This is a genomic window from Aliiglaciecola sp. LCG003 (assembly GCF_030316135.1).
In the GTDB taxonomy this organism is placed as follows: Bacteria; Pseudomonadota; Gammaproteobacteria; order Enterobacterales; family Alteromonadaceae; genus Aliiglaciecola.
In genome coordinates this window covers 118,842-137,059 of the sequence record NZ_CP128185.1, presented here as the reverse complement: position 1 = coordinate 137,059, position 18,218 = coordinate 118,842, and the positions used below count along the sequence as shown (strand labels likewise).

Here is an 18,218-nt window from a genome sequence, read left to right as displayed (position 1 = left end):
GATGATTGATGTCACGGTAATAAATAGAGAACAGTTAACTGAACAAGTAGTAAGACTGCAATTAGCTGCCAAGAATGCCGAGTCGTTACCTAAATACCAAGCGGGTGCGCACATTGATGTGCACCTCCCAAATGGCTTGATCAGGCAATACTCATTGTGCACGCCAATTGGCTCGGACTATTACGAAATTGCTGTGCTGAATGATGCAAATAGTCGTGGTGGCTCTAAAGCCATGCATAAACTGATCAAACTTGGCGATACGTTAACTATCAGCGAACCTAATAATCATTTCCCGCTGGTATCAGGGGCGAGAAAAACCTTGCTGTTTGCGGCAGGTATAGGCATTACTCCTATCTTAGCCATGGCTGAGCAATTAGCAGCAACCCAACAAGACTTTGAATTGTATTTCTGCAGTCGTAGCCAGGCACTAACCCCCTATTTAGCGCGTATTGAACAATCTTCATGGGCTGACAAAGCTCATTTTCACTTCACTAACGGTGACAGTGCCAATAGGCTAAATGTTGAACCACTATTGGTAAATGCTCAATCTGACAATCATCTGTATGTATGTGGTCCAGTGTCTTTCATAGAAGACATCTTAAGCAAGGCGCTGCAGGCAGGTTGGGCAAATGAACAATTACATCGCGAATACTTCTCTGCTGCGCCGATTGACCATACTGATGATCAAAGTTTTGAAATACTGATCAACAGCAGTGGACAAGTACTTAATGTTCCGGCAGATTGCTCAATACTTAATGTATTGGAAGACAACGGAATTTTCATTCCGGTTGCTTGCGAAGAAGGAGTCTGCGGTACTTGTGTGACGGGTTTGTTAGAAGGTCAAGCCGATCACAAAGATGTATTTCTAACCGATGAAGAAAAGCAGCAGATGCAAAAAATAACCCCCTGCTGCTCACGCTCTAAAAGCCCAAGATTGGTATTAGATTTGTAAATACCCTAAGTTCAGATTAAATAAGTTGGGTTGGACGGCCCAATCTTATTTTCGAAACTGAAGCGTATTAGCAGTTTGTGAGTGACTGATTTTACAAACTGCTTTATGGCTTTTTTAGCACAGAAAATCACACCAAAGGATTCTGTCGAACAATTTTAACCGACTAATTTTTTAGCATGTCCATTTTTGATGTCCATTTTTGATGGTTGCAGCTATGCTATTAAAACAACCACTTTGACAATCAAAAGTCAGCATCTAAAGAACTTTGAAGCACAGGTAAAATGGGACTTCGGGTATTATATTGATTCACTTCTTCAAAATAGCAGGTCGATGCAATCTAATGGATAATGTTTAACTCAACTTACTTTTTGTAAGTACCGGTTAACAACGTAAATTAAAAGTAATGGATTTGTTACCTTTTATGATTGGTGGCGAAAGTCAAAGATGATTAATGTACAAATTGAGATAGTTTCGGAACTATCAATCTCTACACCGCAGGGACGGAGTGGGTAACAACTTTAAACGAGCGTAACTAGACGCCAACCAAGCAGCATCGGCACAGTGAATACTTGTCCCTCTGGCGATTACTTTGACCTAAGATAAGTGTCATAAAATGCATAAGTAAAGCTTGATTGGTAAATTTGAATTAAGAAAATTCAATTGGTTATATATTTAAACTCTGTTTCTAAAAATAGCCACTGAGGCAAATAAAAAAATGATCAACGATCCAAGACCTATGATCGAACAATCGCCAATGCATCGATTCCAAATTTTTGCAGTGGTCATGTGTATATTACTCAATGCTTTAGATGGTTTTGATGTACTCGCAATCAGCTTTGCTTCTCCCGGAATTGCTTCGGAATGGAATATTGACCGTGCTGCGTTAGGTATAGTCTTAGCAATGGAGCTTATCGGTATGGCCATCGGCTCTATTACATTGGGTAATTTAGCCGACCGCTTTGGCCGTCGCCCAACTATATTAGGCTGCTTGACAGTAATGACCATAGGTATGACCGCCAGCGCTTTTGCTGATTCGTTGGATCACCTGTTGATATTCCGCTTTCTAACCGGCTTAGGTGTAGGCGGCATGCTGGCTTCTACTAACGCACTAGTAGCAGAGTATGCGAATGCCAAATATCGTAATCTAGCGGTCATATTAATGGCGGCGGGATATCCCATAGGTGCAATATTGGGCGGGTCAGTAGCAACCGTATTACTAGATTACTATTCGTGGCACGCTATTTTTGTGTTCGGCGGCATAGTGACTGGACTTTTCCTGATTGTAAGTTTCTTTTATTTACCTGAATCAATCAATTTTCTGGTAACCAAACAACCACAAAATGCGCTGTCGAAAATTAACCATTATCTGCAAAAGATGGCACATACTCCAATAGCACAATTACCTGAAAAAAGTGTTAGCCATAATGCCTCCAGTTTTAAACTGTTGATAAGTGGTCAATATCGCAGCATTACCATTCTTCTCGTAGCGGCTTACTTTACTCATATTATGACATTTTACTACATTCTAAAATGGATCCCTAAAATTGTGGTTGATATCGGTTTCGAGCCATCATCTGCCGGTTCGGTATTGGTATGGGCAAATGTTGGTGGTGCCATTGGTGCTATTTTGCTTGGGCTTTTTGCAAGTCGTTTTCAACTTCGTCCGTTACTAATTGGGATCTTGGTATTGTCTTTTTGCATGGTCGTTATCTTTGGTTTAGGACCACAATCGCTATTTAATTTGTCGCTAATATCTGCCGCAACGGGTTTCTTTACTAATGCTGGTGTAGTCGGATTGTATGCATTGATGGCGGAAGCATTTCCGGCTGAAGTCAGAGGAAGCGGTACGGGTTTAGTCATTGGTATAGGCCGTGGCGGTGCAGCACTAGGGCCAGTTATTGCTGGTTACCTATTTGTATCCGGCTTTGACTTGATGGATGTATCTATTGCAATGGGGCTAGGAGCATTATTTTCAGCGGCGGCACTGTTCTATTTAGGTCGGGTTATGCAAGCACGGCTATCGAATAGTCCTGCTTAACTAAATGAGTTAATTAATATCCAGTTGTTAAAGGGGAATGTTATGAATTTCGAACGTAAAAATCCACTGACAGGTGAGTTGGCAAGCACTTCTGTTGCAATGCAAGGTAGTGATATGGCTGCCATTGCTGAAAAAGCACAGGCAGGATTCGAGAAATGGTCATTGCTTGGGCCAAATGCCCGCCGCGCAATACTCAACAAAGCCGCTGTAGCGTTAGAAGCTCGCCATGCCGAATTTGTTGAAGCGATGATGAATGAAGTGGGCGCGACCGCCGGTTGGGCTATGTTTAACCTAGGTTTAGCAGCCTCCATGTTACGTGAAGCCGCTTCGCTGACGACTCAAATCGGTGGTGAGACTATTCCTTCAGATAAACCCGGCTGTTTAGCGTTAGCATTGAGAGAGCCGGTCGGGGTGATTCTCGGTATCGCACCGTGGAATGCACCGATTATTTTGGGTGTACGGGCCATTTCAACCGCATTGGCCTGTGGCAATGCTGTGATATTGAAAGCCTCTGAGCTGTGCCCAAGAACCCATAGTTTAATTATTGAAGCCTGCACTGAGGCCGGATTCCCACAAGACACGGTTAACATTGTAACTAATGCACCTGCTGATGCGGGTGATGTTGTCGGAGCGCTGATAGATCATCCTCTAGTAAAACGGATAAATTTCACTGGCTCGACCGCAGTAGGTCGCATCATTGCGAAACGTGCCGCTGAACATCTTAAGCCGGTTTTACTAGAGCTAGGAGGAAAAGCACCTATGCTAATCCTTGATGATGCTGATTTAGATGAAGCTGTTAAAGCGGCTGCATTTGGGGCCTTTATGAATCAGGGGCAAATTTGTATGTCCACCGAGCGCCTTGTAGTTGATGACTCGGTGGCCGATGATTTTGTAGCTAAGTTTGCTGAAAAAGTCAAAACCATGCCCACCGGTGACCCTCGAGAAGGAAACACACCTTTAGGTGCGGTGGTGGATGAAAAAACCGTTACTAAAGTGAACATGTTAATAGATGACGCCTTAAGCAAAGGTGCACAGTTGGTTGTCGGCGGAAAAGCTGATTCTGTGCTGATGCCAGCAACGGTGCTAGATAAAGTAACCGCTGACATGAAGATATATTCTGAAGAAAGTTTTGGCCCGATAGTCGCAATTATTCGAGCCCAAGATGAAGCTGATGCGTTACGTATTGCCAATGATAGTGAGTATGGACTCAGTGCTGCTGTGTTCACTAAAGACAGTGCTCGAGGTTTGAAGGTAGCGCGCAAAATAAAATCGGGGATCTGCCACGTTAACGGATCGACTGTGCATGATGAAGCGCAAATGCCTTTCGGTGGTGTAGGTGCTTCTGGCTATGGCCGCTTTGGCGGTAAAGCCGGGATCGATCAATTCACCGAGTTGCGCTGGATAACCATAGAAACGGAAGCGGGACATTTCCCGATTTAACCCAAGCGCCCCGCTCCATTAATGCTAGTTGTGACTACTTAATAGACCATAGTGCCGGATTAAATCCATTCTATTGCGATTTAAACCTGCTATATGGTCTTTTTCACGTTTAGTCACTTATCCCACACTAGCATCAGGCCTTTGTCTTCGCAGTGTTAAGAAATAAATAATCGCACTGATTAACCCCGCACTGCCCAATAAAAAGCATAAAGGTGTGATGCTCTGATTGTATAGCAACGCAGCTATAGCACTAACAATAGCACCGGCTGTGGTTTGCGCGGTTCCCAACATCGATGCGGCGAAACCGGCAGTGTTAGGCAGAGGTTGTAAAATCAAACTAGTAGTGGTGGGGAACATAAACCCGAAACCCAGCATATACATAGCGATCGCACTCCACAGCATCACGAAGGGCGCATGCCCAAACCAAACCATGGGGATAAACATCAAAGCTGCGAAGGTAAAACATACCATGCCTACCCCTAAAATAGCCTTTGCAGAATAGTGGGCGGTGAGCTTGCGGGTGATCAAGGTAGCAACAACATATGGAATAATACTCAGTGCGATTAAAAACCCCACCTGTTCTAGATTGAACCCATAAATATCTTGCAACACTGCGCCCGTACTACCAAGTAAAGATGCATAGCCTCCAAATGAGCAGCCAATAATTACCGTCGCCCATATGCATTGTTTGTTGGCATAAAAACTCTTCCAACTTAGGATTAATTGCTGGCTAAAATGCTGTAGTTGATTTTGCCTAGGTCTGGTTTCCTTTAACGTCAGCATCAAGCCGATAGCGGTAAATAAGATGACCAATGGCAGCGCCACTAGTGTTGCTCGCCACCCCCAAAAACTTGCTAGGATACTACCTACAAGCGGTGCGATTAGGGTAGATATGGCCAGCACAACACTTAATATCGCCATTAACCGCAAGGTCGTTTGTCCTTCGCTTATATCACGCACTATAGTGCGGCTCAGCACTGGGCCTACCGCTCCGCCAAGCCCTTGAATAAAGCGCATTACCAGCAGCACCATTAAATTGTCGCTGAACGCACCAATCAGGCCGGATAGGATAAAAATGGCACACCCTAGATAAACAACAGGTAACCTGCCCCATCTATCAGCCAAAAATCCCGCTGGAATTTGTCCAATGGCGTAGCCAAAAAAGTAACTGGAAACCACCAAAGTTGCAGAACTCAAATCTGCATTTAGGCCTATCGCAATTTGCGGTAATACGGGGATGCTAATACCAATCGTTAGCGATGAAGTACTAATTAAAATCGCCAACAATGAAATTAATCTATAGTTTAATAGTATTGTTGCAGGCGGTGATTGAGCGGCAGACATACAAAGACTCAATTATCATTATGGATGTTCAGGCTAACCCATTTTTGAAAACAGACAAGGTGTGTTTATCGTTTCTCATACACAGTTGAACCGATTACATGCATAACTTCACCTGAAAACACAACATCAGTTGCCTTACTTTGCATGCTCAACTCAAGCTGGTATTTTTCGCGGAATACTTGACTGAATATTATAACTAGGTTTTGCCAATTGTTTGACTTGCTCAGCCACGATACGCAACTGATCTAAACAAAGTTTAGCCGCAGGCGAGGGCTGCGATGCTTTACGCAAAGTAACGCCAATTGGTCGATAGGTATCTGGGAGTTCAACAGGCAGCACATCCAACAAACCACATTTTTTTTCGTAATAAATTTGATGCTCTGACAACAGTGCAACTCTATCACTGTCGATTAATAATCCACGTACCATTGATAACGAACTAGTGTGAATTGCATGTTCTGGATGAATCATATTATAACTCTCCAGAGTTTCATTGAATAAGTGCCATGCTGGGGAGCCTTTAGCCGGCAACACCCAAGGCAAACCCTGCAACAATTGAAGATTAATCTGCTTTTGTAACATCAAAGGATGATCGGCACGGGCAATCACGGCCAATTTATCCTCAAATAAAATTTCCGTGGTGATATCTGAACCGGGTTCATGTTCACGTACGGCGCCAACAATAAAGTCGATGTCACCGCTACGTAAGGCTGCCTCCATTACACCATAAGAGCCTTCCTGAGTAGTAACATCTAGTTCGGGATGCTCTAATAACACCTGGTTTATGGCCTTAGGAGTGATATAGGTTCGGGTGTAAGGCAAAGTACCTATATTGACTGAGCCCTGAGTAACACCGTCGATACTGACCAAATCCTCTAGGCACCTGCGTATTTCAGCGAAGGCCATTTTCACGTGCATGGCCAATATTTTGCCAAAAGCCGTTGGTGAGACACCATCAGGTTCGGTTTCGAACAACTTTAAACCCAACCACTCTTCCATCTGACGAACAGAGCTATATATTGAGGCTTTAGTATTGCCTAGAGAATCAGCCGCGCACTGAAAATTTTTCTTTTCAAACAAGGCGATAAATGCAGCCAAACGCTTGTAACTTACATCCATCGAGAATATTGGGATAACGTGGTAAGGCCGACTATCTTTCATAAAGCTGGCGTAGACCACACCGGCTTTTTGCAATTCATCAAGGGCTAATTGGGCACGTTTTGCCACAGCTTTGCCATAAACCGTTGGCATCATGCCAGTGGACGAGCGATCAAATAATTGGCGATTTAGACGTAATTCCAAATCATTTATCGCTTTAGTGATAGCGGTTTGTGAGCGATTAAGTTCATTCGCTGCTTTAGTGACATTTTTGCATTTATTCACATAGACGACTGCTTTTAGCTGGCGCAAGCTAAGGTCAGGCACATCATTTTTGCTAATACAGATCATCATAACCTCGCACTTTCAGCATGAATAAATATTTTTTAAGATATAATACGACGGTGAAAATTTCATCTTAAAATATTAATGTACACCGCAATTATAAACACTATCCTGAGTTTTTCCATAAACAGATTCGCCATGAAAACGGCTAACAGGCAAAACTTTAACATAAGTTTGACAAAAGATAATTTTTATCTTTTCAGAGAACCTTGTATTAGAAATTTCGACGGTGACTTCTAGCTAAGCACGTCCTTCCCGAGCCAATTATTGCTTTTTTGACTGCTGTATAAATAACGGTCAATGGAGAACTATTGATTAGTTTCATAGCGTAAATATTTCAACTTAGTCATGTTAAACAAAAGTAATGGCTTTGTTACTTTTTATGATTGGTGTAAAAACCTAAAGGTGGCTAATGTTTAAGCAATACTACCCTAGCCGTAAGTCATGCAGACAAACACAAGAGAGAATAATAATGAGAGCAACCAGCTTACCTATGCTTAAAAATTTAAGACCACTAACAGCATCAAGACGTCCCCTATGCACTGCGATTGGGTTAATTCTGGCCAGTCAGGGTGTGTTTGCACAAGATCAGTCCGAAGATAAGAAAGTTGAATCATTGGAGACCATAATCGTTACCGCACAAAAACGCTCTGAGTCGATTCAGGAAGTGCCTATTTCCATGCAAGCTGTTTACGGCGACCAACTCAAGAAATTAGGTATCCAAAAAGCCTCAGATATTACTCGCATTACGCCCAATGTGAATATCTCCGGGCAAAACGCTGCTAACCAACAGATTAATATCCGCGGAGTTGGGACTTCTGACTTCTTTGGCACCGCAACCGGTGCGGTGGGAATATATATGGATGAAGTAACCATGAGTGCCCCATACTTATCCGGTGTAGGATTATTTGATATGGAACGCATTGAAATTTTGCGTGGACCACAGAATTCTTTATTTGGCCGAAATACCACTGGCGGCGCAGTCAACTATATTTCCAATCAGCCCAACTTAGATGGTGATACAGATGGCTATATTAGTGTCAATCTGGGTAATTTCGGTCTAGTTGATCTTGAAGCTGCGGGCACAATAGGCCTGTCGGATAAAACAGCATTACGCTTAGCGGCAAAATCATACAAGCGAGATGGGATCTGGAATGACTTATCATCTGGGGACAATGAGTTTGGCGACAAGGAAAGTCAGTCCTTGCGCGCAACTTTGCTTTTTCAACCTACTGATAAAACCCAAATTACCGCCAACATCCATGTTGCTAATGAAGATAGTCAATTAGATCCGGTAAGGACCGTAGGGACTCGTATTGAAAATGGTATCCCCGAAAATGGCCCCCTTCCTACATCTCGATTTGCGCCAGGTGAGCAAATCGATTTCGAACGCTACTATGCAAATACTTATAACAATCAAGGCGACAACCCATCAACAGGTGATTGGCATGACGTTTATGTAAATCACTCACAACCCTTTGAAATGGATAATATCGGCGGCTATCTCAAAATTGTACATGATATGGATTGGGCGGCTTTTTCCTCGATTACCTCTTATGATTCCACTGAAGTGCGTTGGGGTTATGATGTGGGCGGCAACGCCAATGCTGGAAATGTGTCGTCTTTAAGCGTTTTCATAAACGAACAATTAGGTGGTCCCGCACCTGCTCCACAAGCCATTCAAGCGATAAATCAAGACCAAGAATATGAACAGTGGAGTCAGGAATTCCGCTTAATTTCAGGGGAAGATTCTTCGTTTAAATGGATCGCCGGTTTATATTTGTTTGGAGAGGACTCTACCTTAAGTCAAAATGTCGGCTTTGGTATTTCAGCCCTTCCCTATGGTGGCCCCCCTGCAGGTGGTGGTTTAGTTATTCTAGCCTTTGGCGGTAACCCTGCAAGTAACCAGACTTCTTTTTCGATAGCTGAAGTAGAGAACTTTGTCTGGTCTCCTTATGTGCATACCGAATTTGAATTAACCGACAAACTGGGCCTAACCTTTGGCTTACGCTATACCCATGATAAGAAAAAATTACCGAGTTTAATTGTAGGTAATTTAGATAACACCTTACGCCCTAATGGCTTCTTCTGGGACAAGTCGACAACACTAAGTGTATCGGAAGCTTATCCATTATGTGATTTTGATGGTGATGGAAACTTATTTAGCGGCAGCACTGCGGATAACCGAGGAACTTTATGTCGTCAGGATATCGGTGGCCCCCAAGAAGACCTGAGCTTCAGTGAAATTGGCGGTAAAATTGGACTGGATTACAAATTCAATAAAGATTTATTTGGTTATGCGAGTTTTTCTCGAGGTTTCCGCTCGGGTAAGAGTGATGTGGAATTTATCCATGGTCCGCACACTGGGATCCCTCGCCAAAACGTGGATGTGGAAATACTAGATGCAGTGGAAGCGGGCTTTAAATCAACCTTGTTAGATGGCACCTTACAACTCAATGGTGCTGCCTTTTACTATATCTGGGAAGATCAGCAGCAGTTTTTCGTTGGTCCCAATGGACCTGATTTTGTCAACATTGACGAATCAGAGCTAAAAGGTCTGGAGCTAGAGTTCCGCTGGGCATTACCCGGTGACATGCGATTGCAAGGTGGTATTGGTTTGCAAGATACCGAGATAACCAAATCGTCCGATGAATCTGCCGCGCAGACTGGCCATGAACTGCCTTTCGCAGCCGATAGATCAGCAAATCTAATGCTAACCAAGAGTTTTGAGGTTAATAACAACCTAGTCGATATGCAGCTTGATTATCAATATCGCAGCGCACCGAAAGCTTACGCAATGGAGAGAGCTTTGGTGAATGAGTTGGAACCCACCAAACAGTTGAATGCCCGTGTAGTGTGGACCTTTGGAGAAGACGAACAGTATGAGATGACCCTTTATGGTAATAACATAACCGGTGACAAACGCTGTACCTATAAGTGGGAGTTAACCGCAGTTGGGGGCGTAGCATATTGTATCGCTAATGAAGGCGAACCTATGTATGGCTTGATCGGTAAATGGTCGTTCTAAACCCGATAAATTAAGGTCTACTAAAAAAAGATCAGGCTGTGCTTTACAGCCTGATCTTTTTACATAATCCGTTGGCTAAACGGTTTTAATGGTCAACAAACTAATTCTTGCGAATACATATTTGGAGTACATCATGGATGGCAGTGTTAATTCGGTTTCTCCCAACAAAATCGTTTTAGTCGGTTTACTGAGTATCTTTTGGGTATTAGCGTTAACCTTTTCATTAGTCTATTTTGCTAACCAGTATTTCGGGCAAGATTTCTTTGTGGGTTGGGTAAGTTTAGCCTTTATGTGTGCCACGCCCTTTCAGATTGTACAAGCCATTGTTTGGCATAACAGCATACCCAAAGTTGTCACCACTGTTGGGCAACCGCTTAAAGGCTTAATCATGACGGCGATGTTCTGTGTTGCCAGTTTGATAGTCACGACCATTCTCTATTTTACTATAGGTCAAGGGATATTGAGCCCGATCCTTATTCACTTTGTCATTCAGTCAGTGGTTGTCAGTTTGTTTGTGGTGATTGCCTTTGGCTGCTGGCCGATGACACAATTTTTTACTCATCCAATCGCGCTAGGTATTGCAACGCTTGTCTATTGTTATGTCTTAAATTTAGCGCTTTTCATGATCTTTTATGACTATCACTTTTTTGCAGAGTTACCGTTTTATCCCCACTCGCTAGACCCAGGCGGTCTTTTTAACGGTATCACGGCACTGACATTCGCCGTCACTTGCGCTTCGGTATTGATGGTTGTCACTATGTTTGACCTATGGCCCGCGGCGCTGTTAGTTAACAGCGATAAACAGCCCCAGTTGGGATTAGTCGTTACCATCCAAATACTGATTTTAACCTTTTTAGTTTACTACCTGTTTGTCAATATCTTAGCTATGGATCCTATGGACTTCATGGTTAAGGGGCCTGTGTGTATCATCTTTGGGACTTTTTTGGTGCAGAACATGATGCAGTTTCAGTTATTTTCCAACCTACAACAGCCCTTAAAAGGCGTTCTTAAGTCCGGAATTTGTTTTGTGGGTGCATTTATTATGTACCAACTGTATCAGTTTATATTGCCGTTAATGGTTGGAGAGACACTTATAGCTGGACCCGAGCGAGGCTATGCTAAAGAAATATGGATTGCCACCGCCATGCTGGGAATCACATTTCCAGTGATTAATTTTGTATCTGGGGGTTTTGATTTCTGGCCCGTAAAGCGTAAAAGTTAATGGGCACTGACCAACTCAAAATCACCAAGCATGTCGTGTTGATCTCGGGACTAATGTGCAATGCAAAATTTTGGGCAGAGCAAATTCCCGCGCTTAGTGAAAATTTTTTAATATATTGCCCTAACTTAGCCAACTTTGATCGTTTTGATGCAATGGCCAAATCCATTTTAGATCAACAACCTGCAAGCTTTCATCTAATTGGTCACTCAATGGGCGCCCGTGTAGCCTTGGAAGTCATGCGTTTAGCGCCTGACAGAGTCCTGTCTTTGGCATTATTTGACACCGGAGTGCATGGCGTGGCAGATAATGAGCCACAGAAACGGCAAATATTGCTAGATATTGCCAATACAAGCGGGATGCAAGCGGTTGCTGGAACTTGGATACCTCAAATGCTGCATCCTAATCGGCGCGATGATAAAGCATTACTAAAACGCATAGAGGCTATGGTACTGGATTATTCACCACAGCAGTTTCACAATCAGGTGGCTGCATTATTACATCGTCAGCCCGCTTATGATGTGCTCAAGACTTTATCCTGTCCTACCCTAGTTGGGTGTGGTCGGCAAGATCAGTGGTCGACCCTGGCTCAACATCAGGCATTTTGCCAATATATTCACAACCCCCAGTTTAGCGTCATTGAAGACTGCGGCCATATGGTGGCAATGGAGCAACCAAAGGTATTCCTGACAATATTACTTAACTGGCTCGAAGTGCAAAACCAATAATTAATCTGCACTATATACTCCTAACCGCGCCCATAAAAAAAGGATGACCTCAGTCATCCTTTTTTAGTGAATGTCACTGTTTAGAAATTATAATTCACACTCAAGTGATACTCTTTGCCTCTTGCATAAGCAATCTCAGCATAGCCACTACCTGTGCTCAAAGATGAGTTACCTGCTACCGGGTATAGCTCGTCAGTCAGATTACTTACTGACAAGGCGACCCGCCATTGCTTGTCATCAGCTTCTACAGCCACAGATGCGTTAATCAAGGTCACACTATCATTTTGCGCAATTTCTACCGTGTTACTGGTATCAAAGAATTGCTCAGAGTTATATGAGCTATCTAAACGCGGCAAAATGCTAATACCATTGCCCAACGAAGCAATATAACCTACGCCCAGATTCCACTGAACTTCAGGGGTATAGGGCAAAGTTTTAGTGATATCCACACCGGTTGAAGTACCCGGGATCTCAGCGACTTCATCCAAAGAATCATCTAAATAGCCGATACCACCTTGGATAATCCATTCATCAGTAGGTACCCAAGTTAATTCCAACTCTCCGCCCGACATTGAAGCTTTACCAGCATTAGCTAAGAATGGAGCAACACCCACTCGATAAACAAATTGTAAGTCGTCATAGTCAGTGTCAAAAATTGCACCGTTTAACCGCAAGCTATCATCTAACAGATCAAGCTTAAAACCAAATTCATAGGAGGTAGCATTCTCTTCATCAAATGAATGTAGCGCTTCCAATATTTCTGGATCATTTTGCGGTACATTGAAATGGCTATTCCAACCGCCGCCTTTAAAGCCTTCAGAATAACTTAGATAGGTCATGACCTTCTCATTCCATCGATAGTTGACAGAAAATGAAGTGGTGAATGAATCGAAAGTCGTTTCATAAAGCTTAACCGGCAGATATTTAGCCGAAGGATCCGCATAGTCATATTGATCAGGAGTCGAACCTTTAGTGTCTTCAGTATAACGAGCACCAAGGGTCATTGATAAAGCATCATTTACTTTATACGTCCACTGCGTAAAGGCCGCCCAGTTATCATTTGCGGTAAGGTTGTTATCGCTGTCTAAAGAATCACGAATACCCAAAGCAACGGTGACGATGTCATCTATTTCTTCTTCAAAATAATAAAGACCCGCTACACCAGTAAAAGATTCACCTGTGTATATTAGTTGGAATTCTTGGCTAAATTGCTCGCCATTACTGACGTAATCAGTATGCAAAATAGTGAATGGAGTATTATCCGCATCACGCTTTCCAGTCCAATCTAGTTGGCGGTGTGAGGTGATGGATTTCAAATTTATTTCTTCAGAAAATTCGTATTCAGCAATAAAAGCGATACCAAAGTTTTTCAGGGTACTCTCTAACTCGTAAGTCCCATTATTAGAATAAGGACCTGCATTCCACACATCGTTGGCACAACGAAGATCATTGTTCACATCTTCGGCTTGAGGAATAAACGGAGGTGGGAAAGTTGCACCAGGACAACCGGCTATGACACTTTGTCTAGCCGCAAAGGCTGCATTTTCATTGATCTCGGCGAATACTAAAGGCGAGCCGTTTTCATCTGCTTCAGTATAGTCAAATTGAAGTTTCAATTTGAGTTTTTCCATGGTGTCATAGACTATTTTGCCGGTGAAGGTGTAGGTATTGGTATCACCTAAATCGACGCCATCATAGAGGCGAGTAACATAACCATCTTGAGTTTTCTTACCAAAGGTAAAGCGCGTAAGTAAGTCATCTGACACTGGCAGGTCTAGTGCCACAAAGACTTCACGCAAATTATCGCTACCGATACCCGCTCGCACAGAACCTCCACGTTCAAAGCCTGGTTCGTTAGTGCTTAGTAATACCGCTCCGCCAATGGTATTGCGTCCAAACAAGGTACCTTGCGGACCACGTAAAACCTGTACTCTATCGATATCACGAAATTCCATTGAGCCACCTAAAGATTGGCCCATGTAGACATCATCTATATATAAACCTACGCCGGGATCGACAGTTGCAGTAGGATCTAGTTGACCAATACCACGAATAAATATTTGCGACGACGAATTATTTCCGGCCAGCACGGCGTTATTGTTAAATTGTAAATTTGGCGTAACTTTATCTAAATCTGTCGTGCCGACAATGCCGCGTTGCGCTAAGCTGTCACCGGTAAAAGCGGTAATTGAAACGGGCGCATCTTGAATGCTTTCTTTCACCTTACGAGCGGTCACTTCAATTCGCTCTACGGAGAAGCCAGACTTTTTATTCTCCTCAACAGCGCTTTCAGTTTCATTATTGTTTTGAACTGATTTATCACTCATTTCCTGTTGAGCAAAACCTTGCATTGGTAGACTCAATATGAGCCCCATGGCGAGACTTAGTTTTGTGAATTTAGTTGTTATCATTGTTTACACCTTCGTCGTTCCCGGAATTTGATAGCGTCATCCGTTATCAAGCTCAATTTACTCAGTTGTGAGTCAATAAATATGAGTGACGCAGAGCACAGTTTCTTTACACTGCGCTAACATTTCATTAATCACCATAGTGAACCTTTTCTTAGCTTTTTAGGCATGAGTTTTAGATAACTTTCTATGACAATTAATCTAAAATCCATATACAGCAAAGGTTTAAATCAATTTTGCTATGAAAAAAACTAACTAAGGGTTTAAAACACCACTCCCCGAATCCACTCGACAAGTATTTACTGTTCAAATAAGCTCAGCGTGAAATAGATAAGAATATTCATTCCACTGATTAGAGGATAGGAAAAAAATACAAGATTAGTTAACTCAGGCAGGTCAAATTTGGTTTTTTCTAAAATTCTTCGGTGTCAATTTCTAATTGGGTGGCTGCAGGATAACGTGGTCCGCTAATTTGCTTGTGCTCAAACACTTTGTCCAATAATGATAATTGACTCGCATTTAAACGTACTTGGCTAGCCGCGATATTATCTCTTAGATGAGCAACTTGAGTGGTGCCAGGAATGGGCACAACGTGATCGCCCTGGTGCAGTAACCAAGCCAAGCTTAATTGCGCTAAGCTACAATTCAATTGCTTACTTAACGAGACCAATGTGGTTAGTAAACCTCGGTTCTGGTTAGCATGTTGTGGCTGAAAGCGCGGCATCCCTTTACGAATATCGCCAGCCACTAAGGATGTGACGTCTATTGCTTGTCCGCATAAAAACCCTCTACCTAAGGGAGAAAATGCCACAAGCGCAGCCCCAATATTTTGGCAGGCTTTGGATACTGCTATTTCTGGGTTACGAGTCCACAATGAATACTCGGTTTGCACTGCAGCAATCGGATGCACTTGGTGGGCTTTTTTTAGGGTGGCAGCAGACACTTCAGACAAACCAATAGCATTGATTTTTCCTTCTTTCACCATACAGGATAACTCACCTACACTGTCTTCAATGGGCACGTTCTTGTCCCACCTATGTAAGTAGTAGAGATCAATGACCTCTGTTTGTAAGTTCTGCAAAGATTGCTCGATGGTAGCCCGCAATGTGCTTGGGCGACCATCGATCACCCGCTTACCATCGACGCCTGTCATGCCGCATTTACTGGCCAAAAATAGTTGTTGGCGATAGGGCTTAAGTATTTTCCCCAACAACTTTTCGTTATTACCAAAGCCATACAGAGCGGCAGTATCGAAGTGATCTACGCCCATATCAATAGCAGCCATTAGTACCTCTGCAGCTTGCTGCTCTGAAGGGGGTTGTCCATAGGCATGACTTAAATTCATGCAGCCTAGGCCAATGGCTTCTATTGATTTACCGGCAATGGTGCGTCCAGACATGGCTAACTCCTAGCTAATCAGTTGTTGTTCAAGATCATGTAAGACCTTATAGCAACCCAAGACTTGAGCAACACTTGAGTTTGGCTCTCGACCTTCTTTAATCGCCGCAAAAAATTCACGATCTTGTAGTTCAATGCCGTTCATAGAAACGGCGACTTGAGATACATCAATAGCCGTTTCTTTGCCGTCTACCAAGTCATCATAACGGGCAATATAAGTGCCGTTGTCGCAGATATAGCGGAAGAAAGTACCAATGGGCCCATCGTTGTTAAAGGACAATGATAAGGTACAGATTGCACCATTTTCAGCTTGTAGCTGAATTGACATATCAAGTGCAATACCAAGCTCTGGGTGGATAGGGCCTTGTACCGCATTGGCTTTAACCACTTTACAGCCTGCCTGATACGCGAACAAATCAACAGTATGAGCAGCATGGTGCCACAATAAGTGATCTGTCCATGAACGCGGTTCACCTTTAGCATTAATATTTTTACGGCGGAAAAAGTAGGTCTGCACATCCATTTGCTGAATGTTGAGCTCTCCCGCTTTTATACGTTGATTAACCCATTGGTGAGAGGGATTGAAACGGCGGGTATGTCCTACCATACAAATCAAGCCTGTCTCTTGTTGAGTTTTTAATACGGCTTCTGAATCAGCCCAACTATCTGCTAATGGAATCTCCACTTGCACGTTTTTACCGGCCCGCATACATTGTATCGATTGCTCGGCGTGTTGTTGGGTAGGCGTACACAGGATCACTGCATCGGCATCGATTTTCAGGGCCTGTGTAAGATCCGTAAAAACTTGTGGAATGCCATATTCATCAGCCACTTTTTGAGTTTTTTCTACTGAACGGCCAACTAATGCCACAACCTCTACACCATCGATATTCTTTATGCCATCAAGATGTTTAATCCCAAAAGCTCCAGGGCCTACAACGATAACTTTCATATTTAACTCCTAATCATTCTCTAATATAAGATGTCCAACGGCGGTATTGGATGCGGGAACATGATAGAAACGTTTTTTAACATTCACCTTATCGTTTAAGGCTCCGCGCATAATCAACCACATTACCAGTTCAACCCCTTCAGAGCCGGCTTGATTGAGATAGTCAAAATGGGGCATTTCAGCTAAGCCTTCAGCGTCATCAACAATACGATCTAAAAAGTCGTTGTCGAATTCTTTATTAATTAATCCTGCTCTGGGCCCCTGTAACTGATGACTCATGCCGCCAGTACCCCAAATTTGAACATTTAAATCTTCATCAAAGCTCTCAACCGCTTTGCGAATGGCTTTGCCCAAATTGTAACAACGTTTACCCGAAGGTGCAGGGTATAGCACCACATTGACCGCCAGTGGGATAACCTTACACGGCCAAGCTTCAGGCTGACCGAACATTAAAGACATGGGTACGGTAAGTCCGTGATCAACATCCATTTTATTGATAATAGTTAAATCGAAGTCTTGTTGAATCACCGACTGCGCAATGTGTGACGCCAACTCTGGATAACCCATAACGTCAGGCACGGGACGTGGCCCCCAACCTTCATCGGCGGGGGAGAAAGATGGTGCGCAACCTAAAGCGAAGGTGGGGATTATATTCATGTCAAAAGCCGAAGCGTGATCGTTATAAACTAAAATCACCACATCAGGCTTTTCTTGCTTTATCCATTCCTTAGCAAAATCGTAACCAGCAAACAATGGCTGCCAATAAGGGTCTTGGGTTTTGCCATTATCGATGGCAGCACCAATAGCGGGTACATGTGAGGTAGCAACACCTGCAGTAATTTTTGCCATTATTTGTCTCCTTCATATGTGTTGCCATTTGGCGTACGGCCACCTTGCAACATCATTTGTGCATATTCTGGTAACGTCATACCTGTCATGGTCGAGGCAGCGTCTTGAAAACTAATGCCATCACTTGAAAATATTTTGGCCAGAAAATAGATATTGCCTCCTGTGGCCATCATGCGGTTGTAGTCGCGCGTCAGCACTGCTTGCTTCTGCTCTTCAGTCATTGGCCATTCATCTAAGTAAGCACGTTCATCGGCTTTAAAACGTGCACGCTGCTCTGCCTTCATGAGAGACATACAAAACTGATTTAAGTGGTAACCAAGACGAGCCATTTCTGCATCAAAAATAGTCGTACCCGGAATATTTTTATAAGGTTTATCTAAAGACATTGTCTTTCCTTTTAATTTTTCAACACTGCTCTG

Annotated in this window: 13 protein-coding genes; 6 read left to right on the top strand and 7 right to left on the bottom strand. The window is 43.1% G+C overall.

The features are described 5' to 3' along the window. Position 1: 1 nt before the first annotated feature. The 3 genes from QR722_RS00585 to QR722_RS00575 all read left to right on the top strand — a co-directional run bounded on the left by QR722_RS00585 (position 2) and on the right by QR722_RS00575 (position 4,430). Positions 2–952, top strand: a complete 951-nt coding sequence (locus QR722_RS00585) for a PDR/VanB family oxidoreductase (RefSeq protein WP_286284810.1) — start codon at positions 2–4, stop codon at positions 950–952. A 715-nt stretch (positions 953–1,667) separates the two neighbouring features. Next, positions 1,668–2,990 (top strand): MFS transporter, encoded by a 1,323-nt coding sequence (locus tag QR722_RS00580; protein ID WP_286284809.1) that lies wholly within the window; start codon positions 1,668–1,670, stop codon positions 2,988–2,990. Between the two features lie 42 nt (positions 2,991–3,032). After that, positions 3,033–4,430, top strand: a complete 1,398-nt coding sequence (locus tag QR722_RS00575; RefSeq protein ID WP_286284808.1) for an aldehyde dehydrogenase — start codon at positions 3,033–3,035, stop codon at positions 4,428–4,430. Positions 4,431–4,547: 117 nt separating this feature from the next. Here QR722_RS00575 and QR722_RS00570 read toward each other — a convergent pair whose 3' ends face one another. Both QR722_RS00570 and QR722_RS00565 read right to left on the bottom strand, forming a co-directional pair. After that, entirely contained in the window at positions 4,548–5,774 is a 1,227-nt protein-coding gene (locus QR722_RS00570) for a multidrug effflux MFS transporter (RefSeq protein ID WP_286284807.1), read from the bottom strand. A gap of 153 nt (positions 5,775–5,927) precedes the next feature. Then, on the bottom strand, positions 5,928–7,226 hold the full coding sequence (locus QR722_RS00565; protein ID WP_286284806.1) for a LysR family transcriptional regulator: 1,299 nt from the start codon (positions 7,224–7,226) through the stop codon (positions 5,928–5,930). Between the two features lie 463 nt (positions 7,227–7,689). Between QR722_RS00565 and QR722_RS00560 the strand changes: the two genes are divergently transcribed. The 3 genes from QR722_RS00560 (at position 7,690) to QR722_RS00550 (ending at position 12,192) form a co-directional block, all read left to right on the top strand. Continuing rightward, positions 7,690–10,245 carry a TonB-dependent receptor gene (locus tag QR722_RS00560; protein ID WP_286284804.1) on the top strand — a complete coding sequence of 852 codons (2,556 nt, stop codon included), beginning with the start codon at positions 7,690–7,692 and terminating at the stop codon, positions 10,243–10,245. Between the two features lie 133 nt (positions 10,246–10,378). Further along, on the top strand, positions 10,379–11,467 hold the full coding sequence (locus tag QR722_RS00555; RefSeq protein ID WP_286284801.1) for a hypothetical protein: 1,089 nt from the start codon (positions 10,379–10,381) through the stop codon (positions 11,465–11,467). Continuing rightward, on the top strand, positions 11,467–12,192 hold the full coding sequence (locus QR722_RS00550) for an alpha/beta fold hydrolase (protein WP_286284799.1): 726 nt from the start codon (positions 11,467–11,469) through the stop codon (positions 12,190–12,192). The genes QR722_RS00555 and QR722_RS00550 overlap by 1 nt, the downstream gene beginning before the upstream one ends. An 80-nt stretch (positions 12,193–12,272) precedes the next feature. Here the strand turns inward: QR722_RS00550 and QR722_RS00545 are convergent, their stop codons facing one another. From QR722_RS00545 to ligA, 5 genes are all read right to left on the bottom strand, one after another. Next, positions 12,273–14,603 carry a TonB-dependent receptor gene (locus QR722_RS00545; RefSeq protein WP_286284798.1) on the bottom strand — a complete coding sequence of 777 codons (2,331 nt, stop codon included), beginning with the start codon at positions 14,601–14,603 and terminating at the stop codon, positions 12,273–12,275. Positions 14,604–15,012: 409 nt separating this feature from the next. Next, positions 15,013–15,999, bottom strand: coding sequence for an aldo/keto reductase (locus tag QR722_RS00540; protein WP_286284797.1), 987 nt, complete (start codon positions 15,997–15,999; stop codon positions 15,013–15,015). A gap of 9 nt (positions 16,000–16,008) precedes the next feature. Further along, positions 16,009–16,950 (bottom strand): Gfo/Idh/MocA family oxidoreductase, encoded by a 942-nt coding sequence (locus QR722_RS00535; protein WP_286284796.1) that lies wholly within the window; start codon positions 16,948–16,950, stop codon positions 16,009–16,011. Positions 16,951–16,959: 9 nt separating this feature from the next. Further along, positions 16,960–17,799: a class III extradiol dioxygenase subunit beta gene (locus QR722_RS00530; protein ID WP_286284795.1), complete on the bottom strand. Its 840-nt coding sequence runs from the start codon at positions 17,797–17,799 to the stop codon at positions 16,960–16,962. Further along, the gene (gene ligA, locus QR722_RS00525) at positions 17,799–18,185 is read right to left on the bottom strand and encodes a protocatechuate 4,5-dioxygenase subunit alpha (RefSeq protein WP_286284793.1); all 387 of its coding nucleotides are present in this window, start codon (positions 18,183–18,185) and stop codon (positions 17,799–17,801) included. Before ligA ends, QR722_RS00530 begins: the two co-directional genes overlap by 1 nt. Between the last annotated feature and the right edge of the window lie 33 nt (positions 18,186–18,218).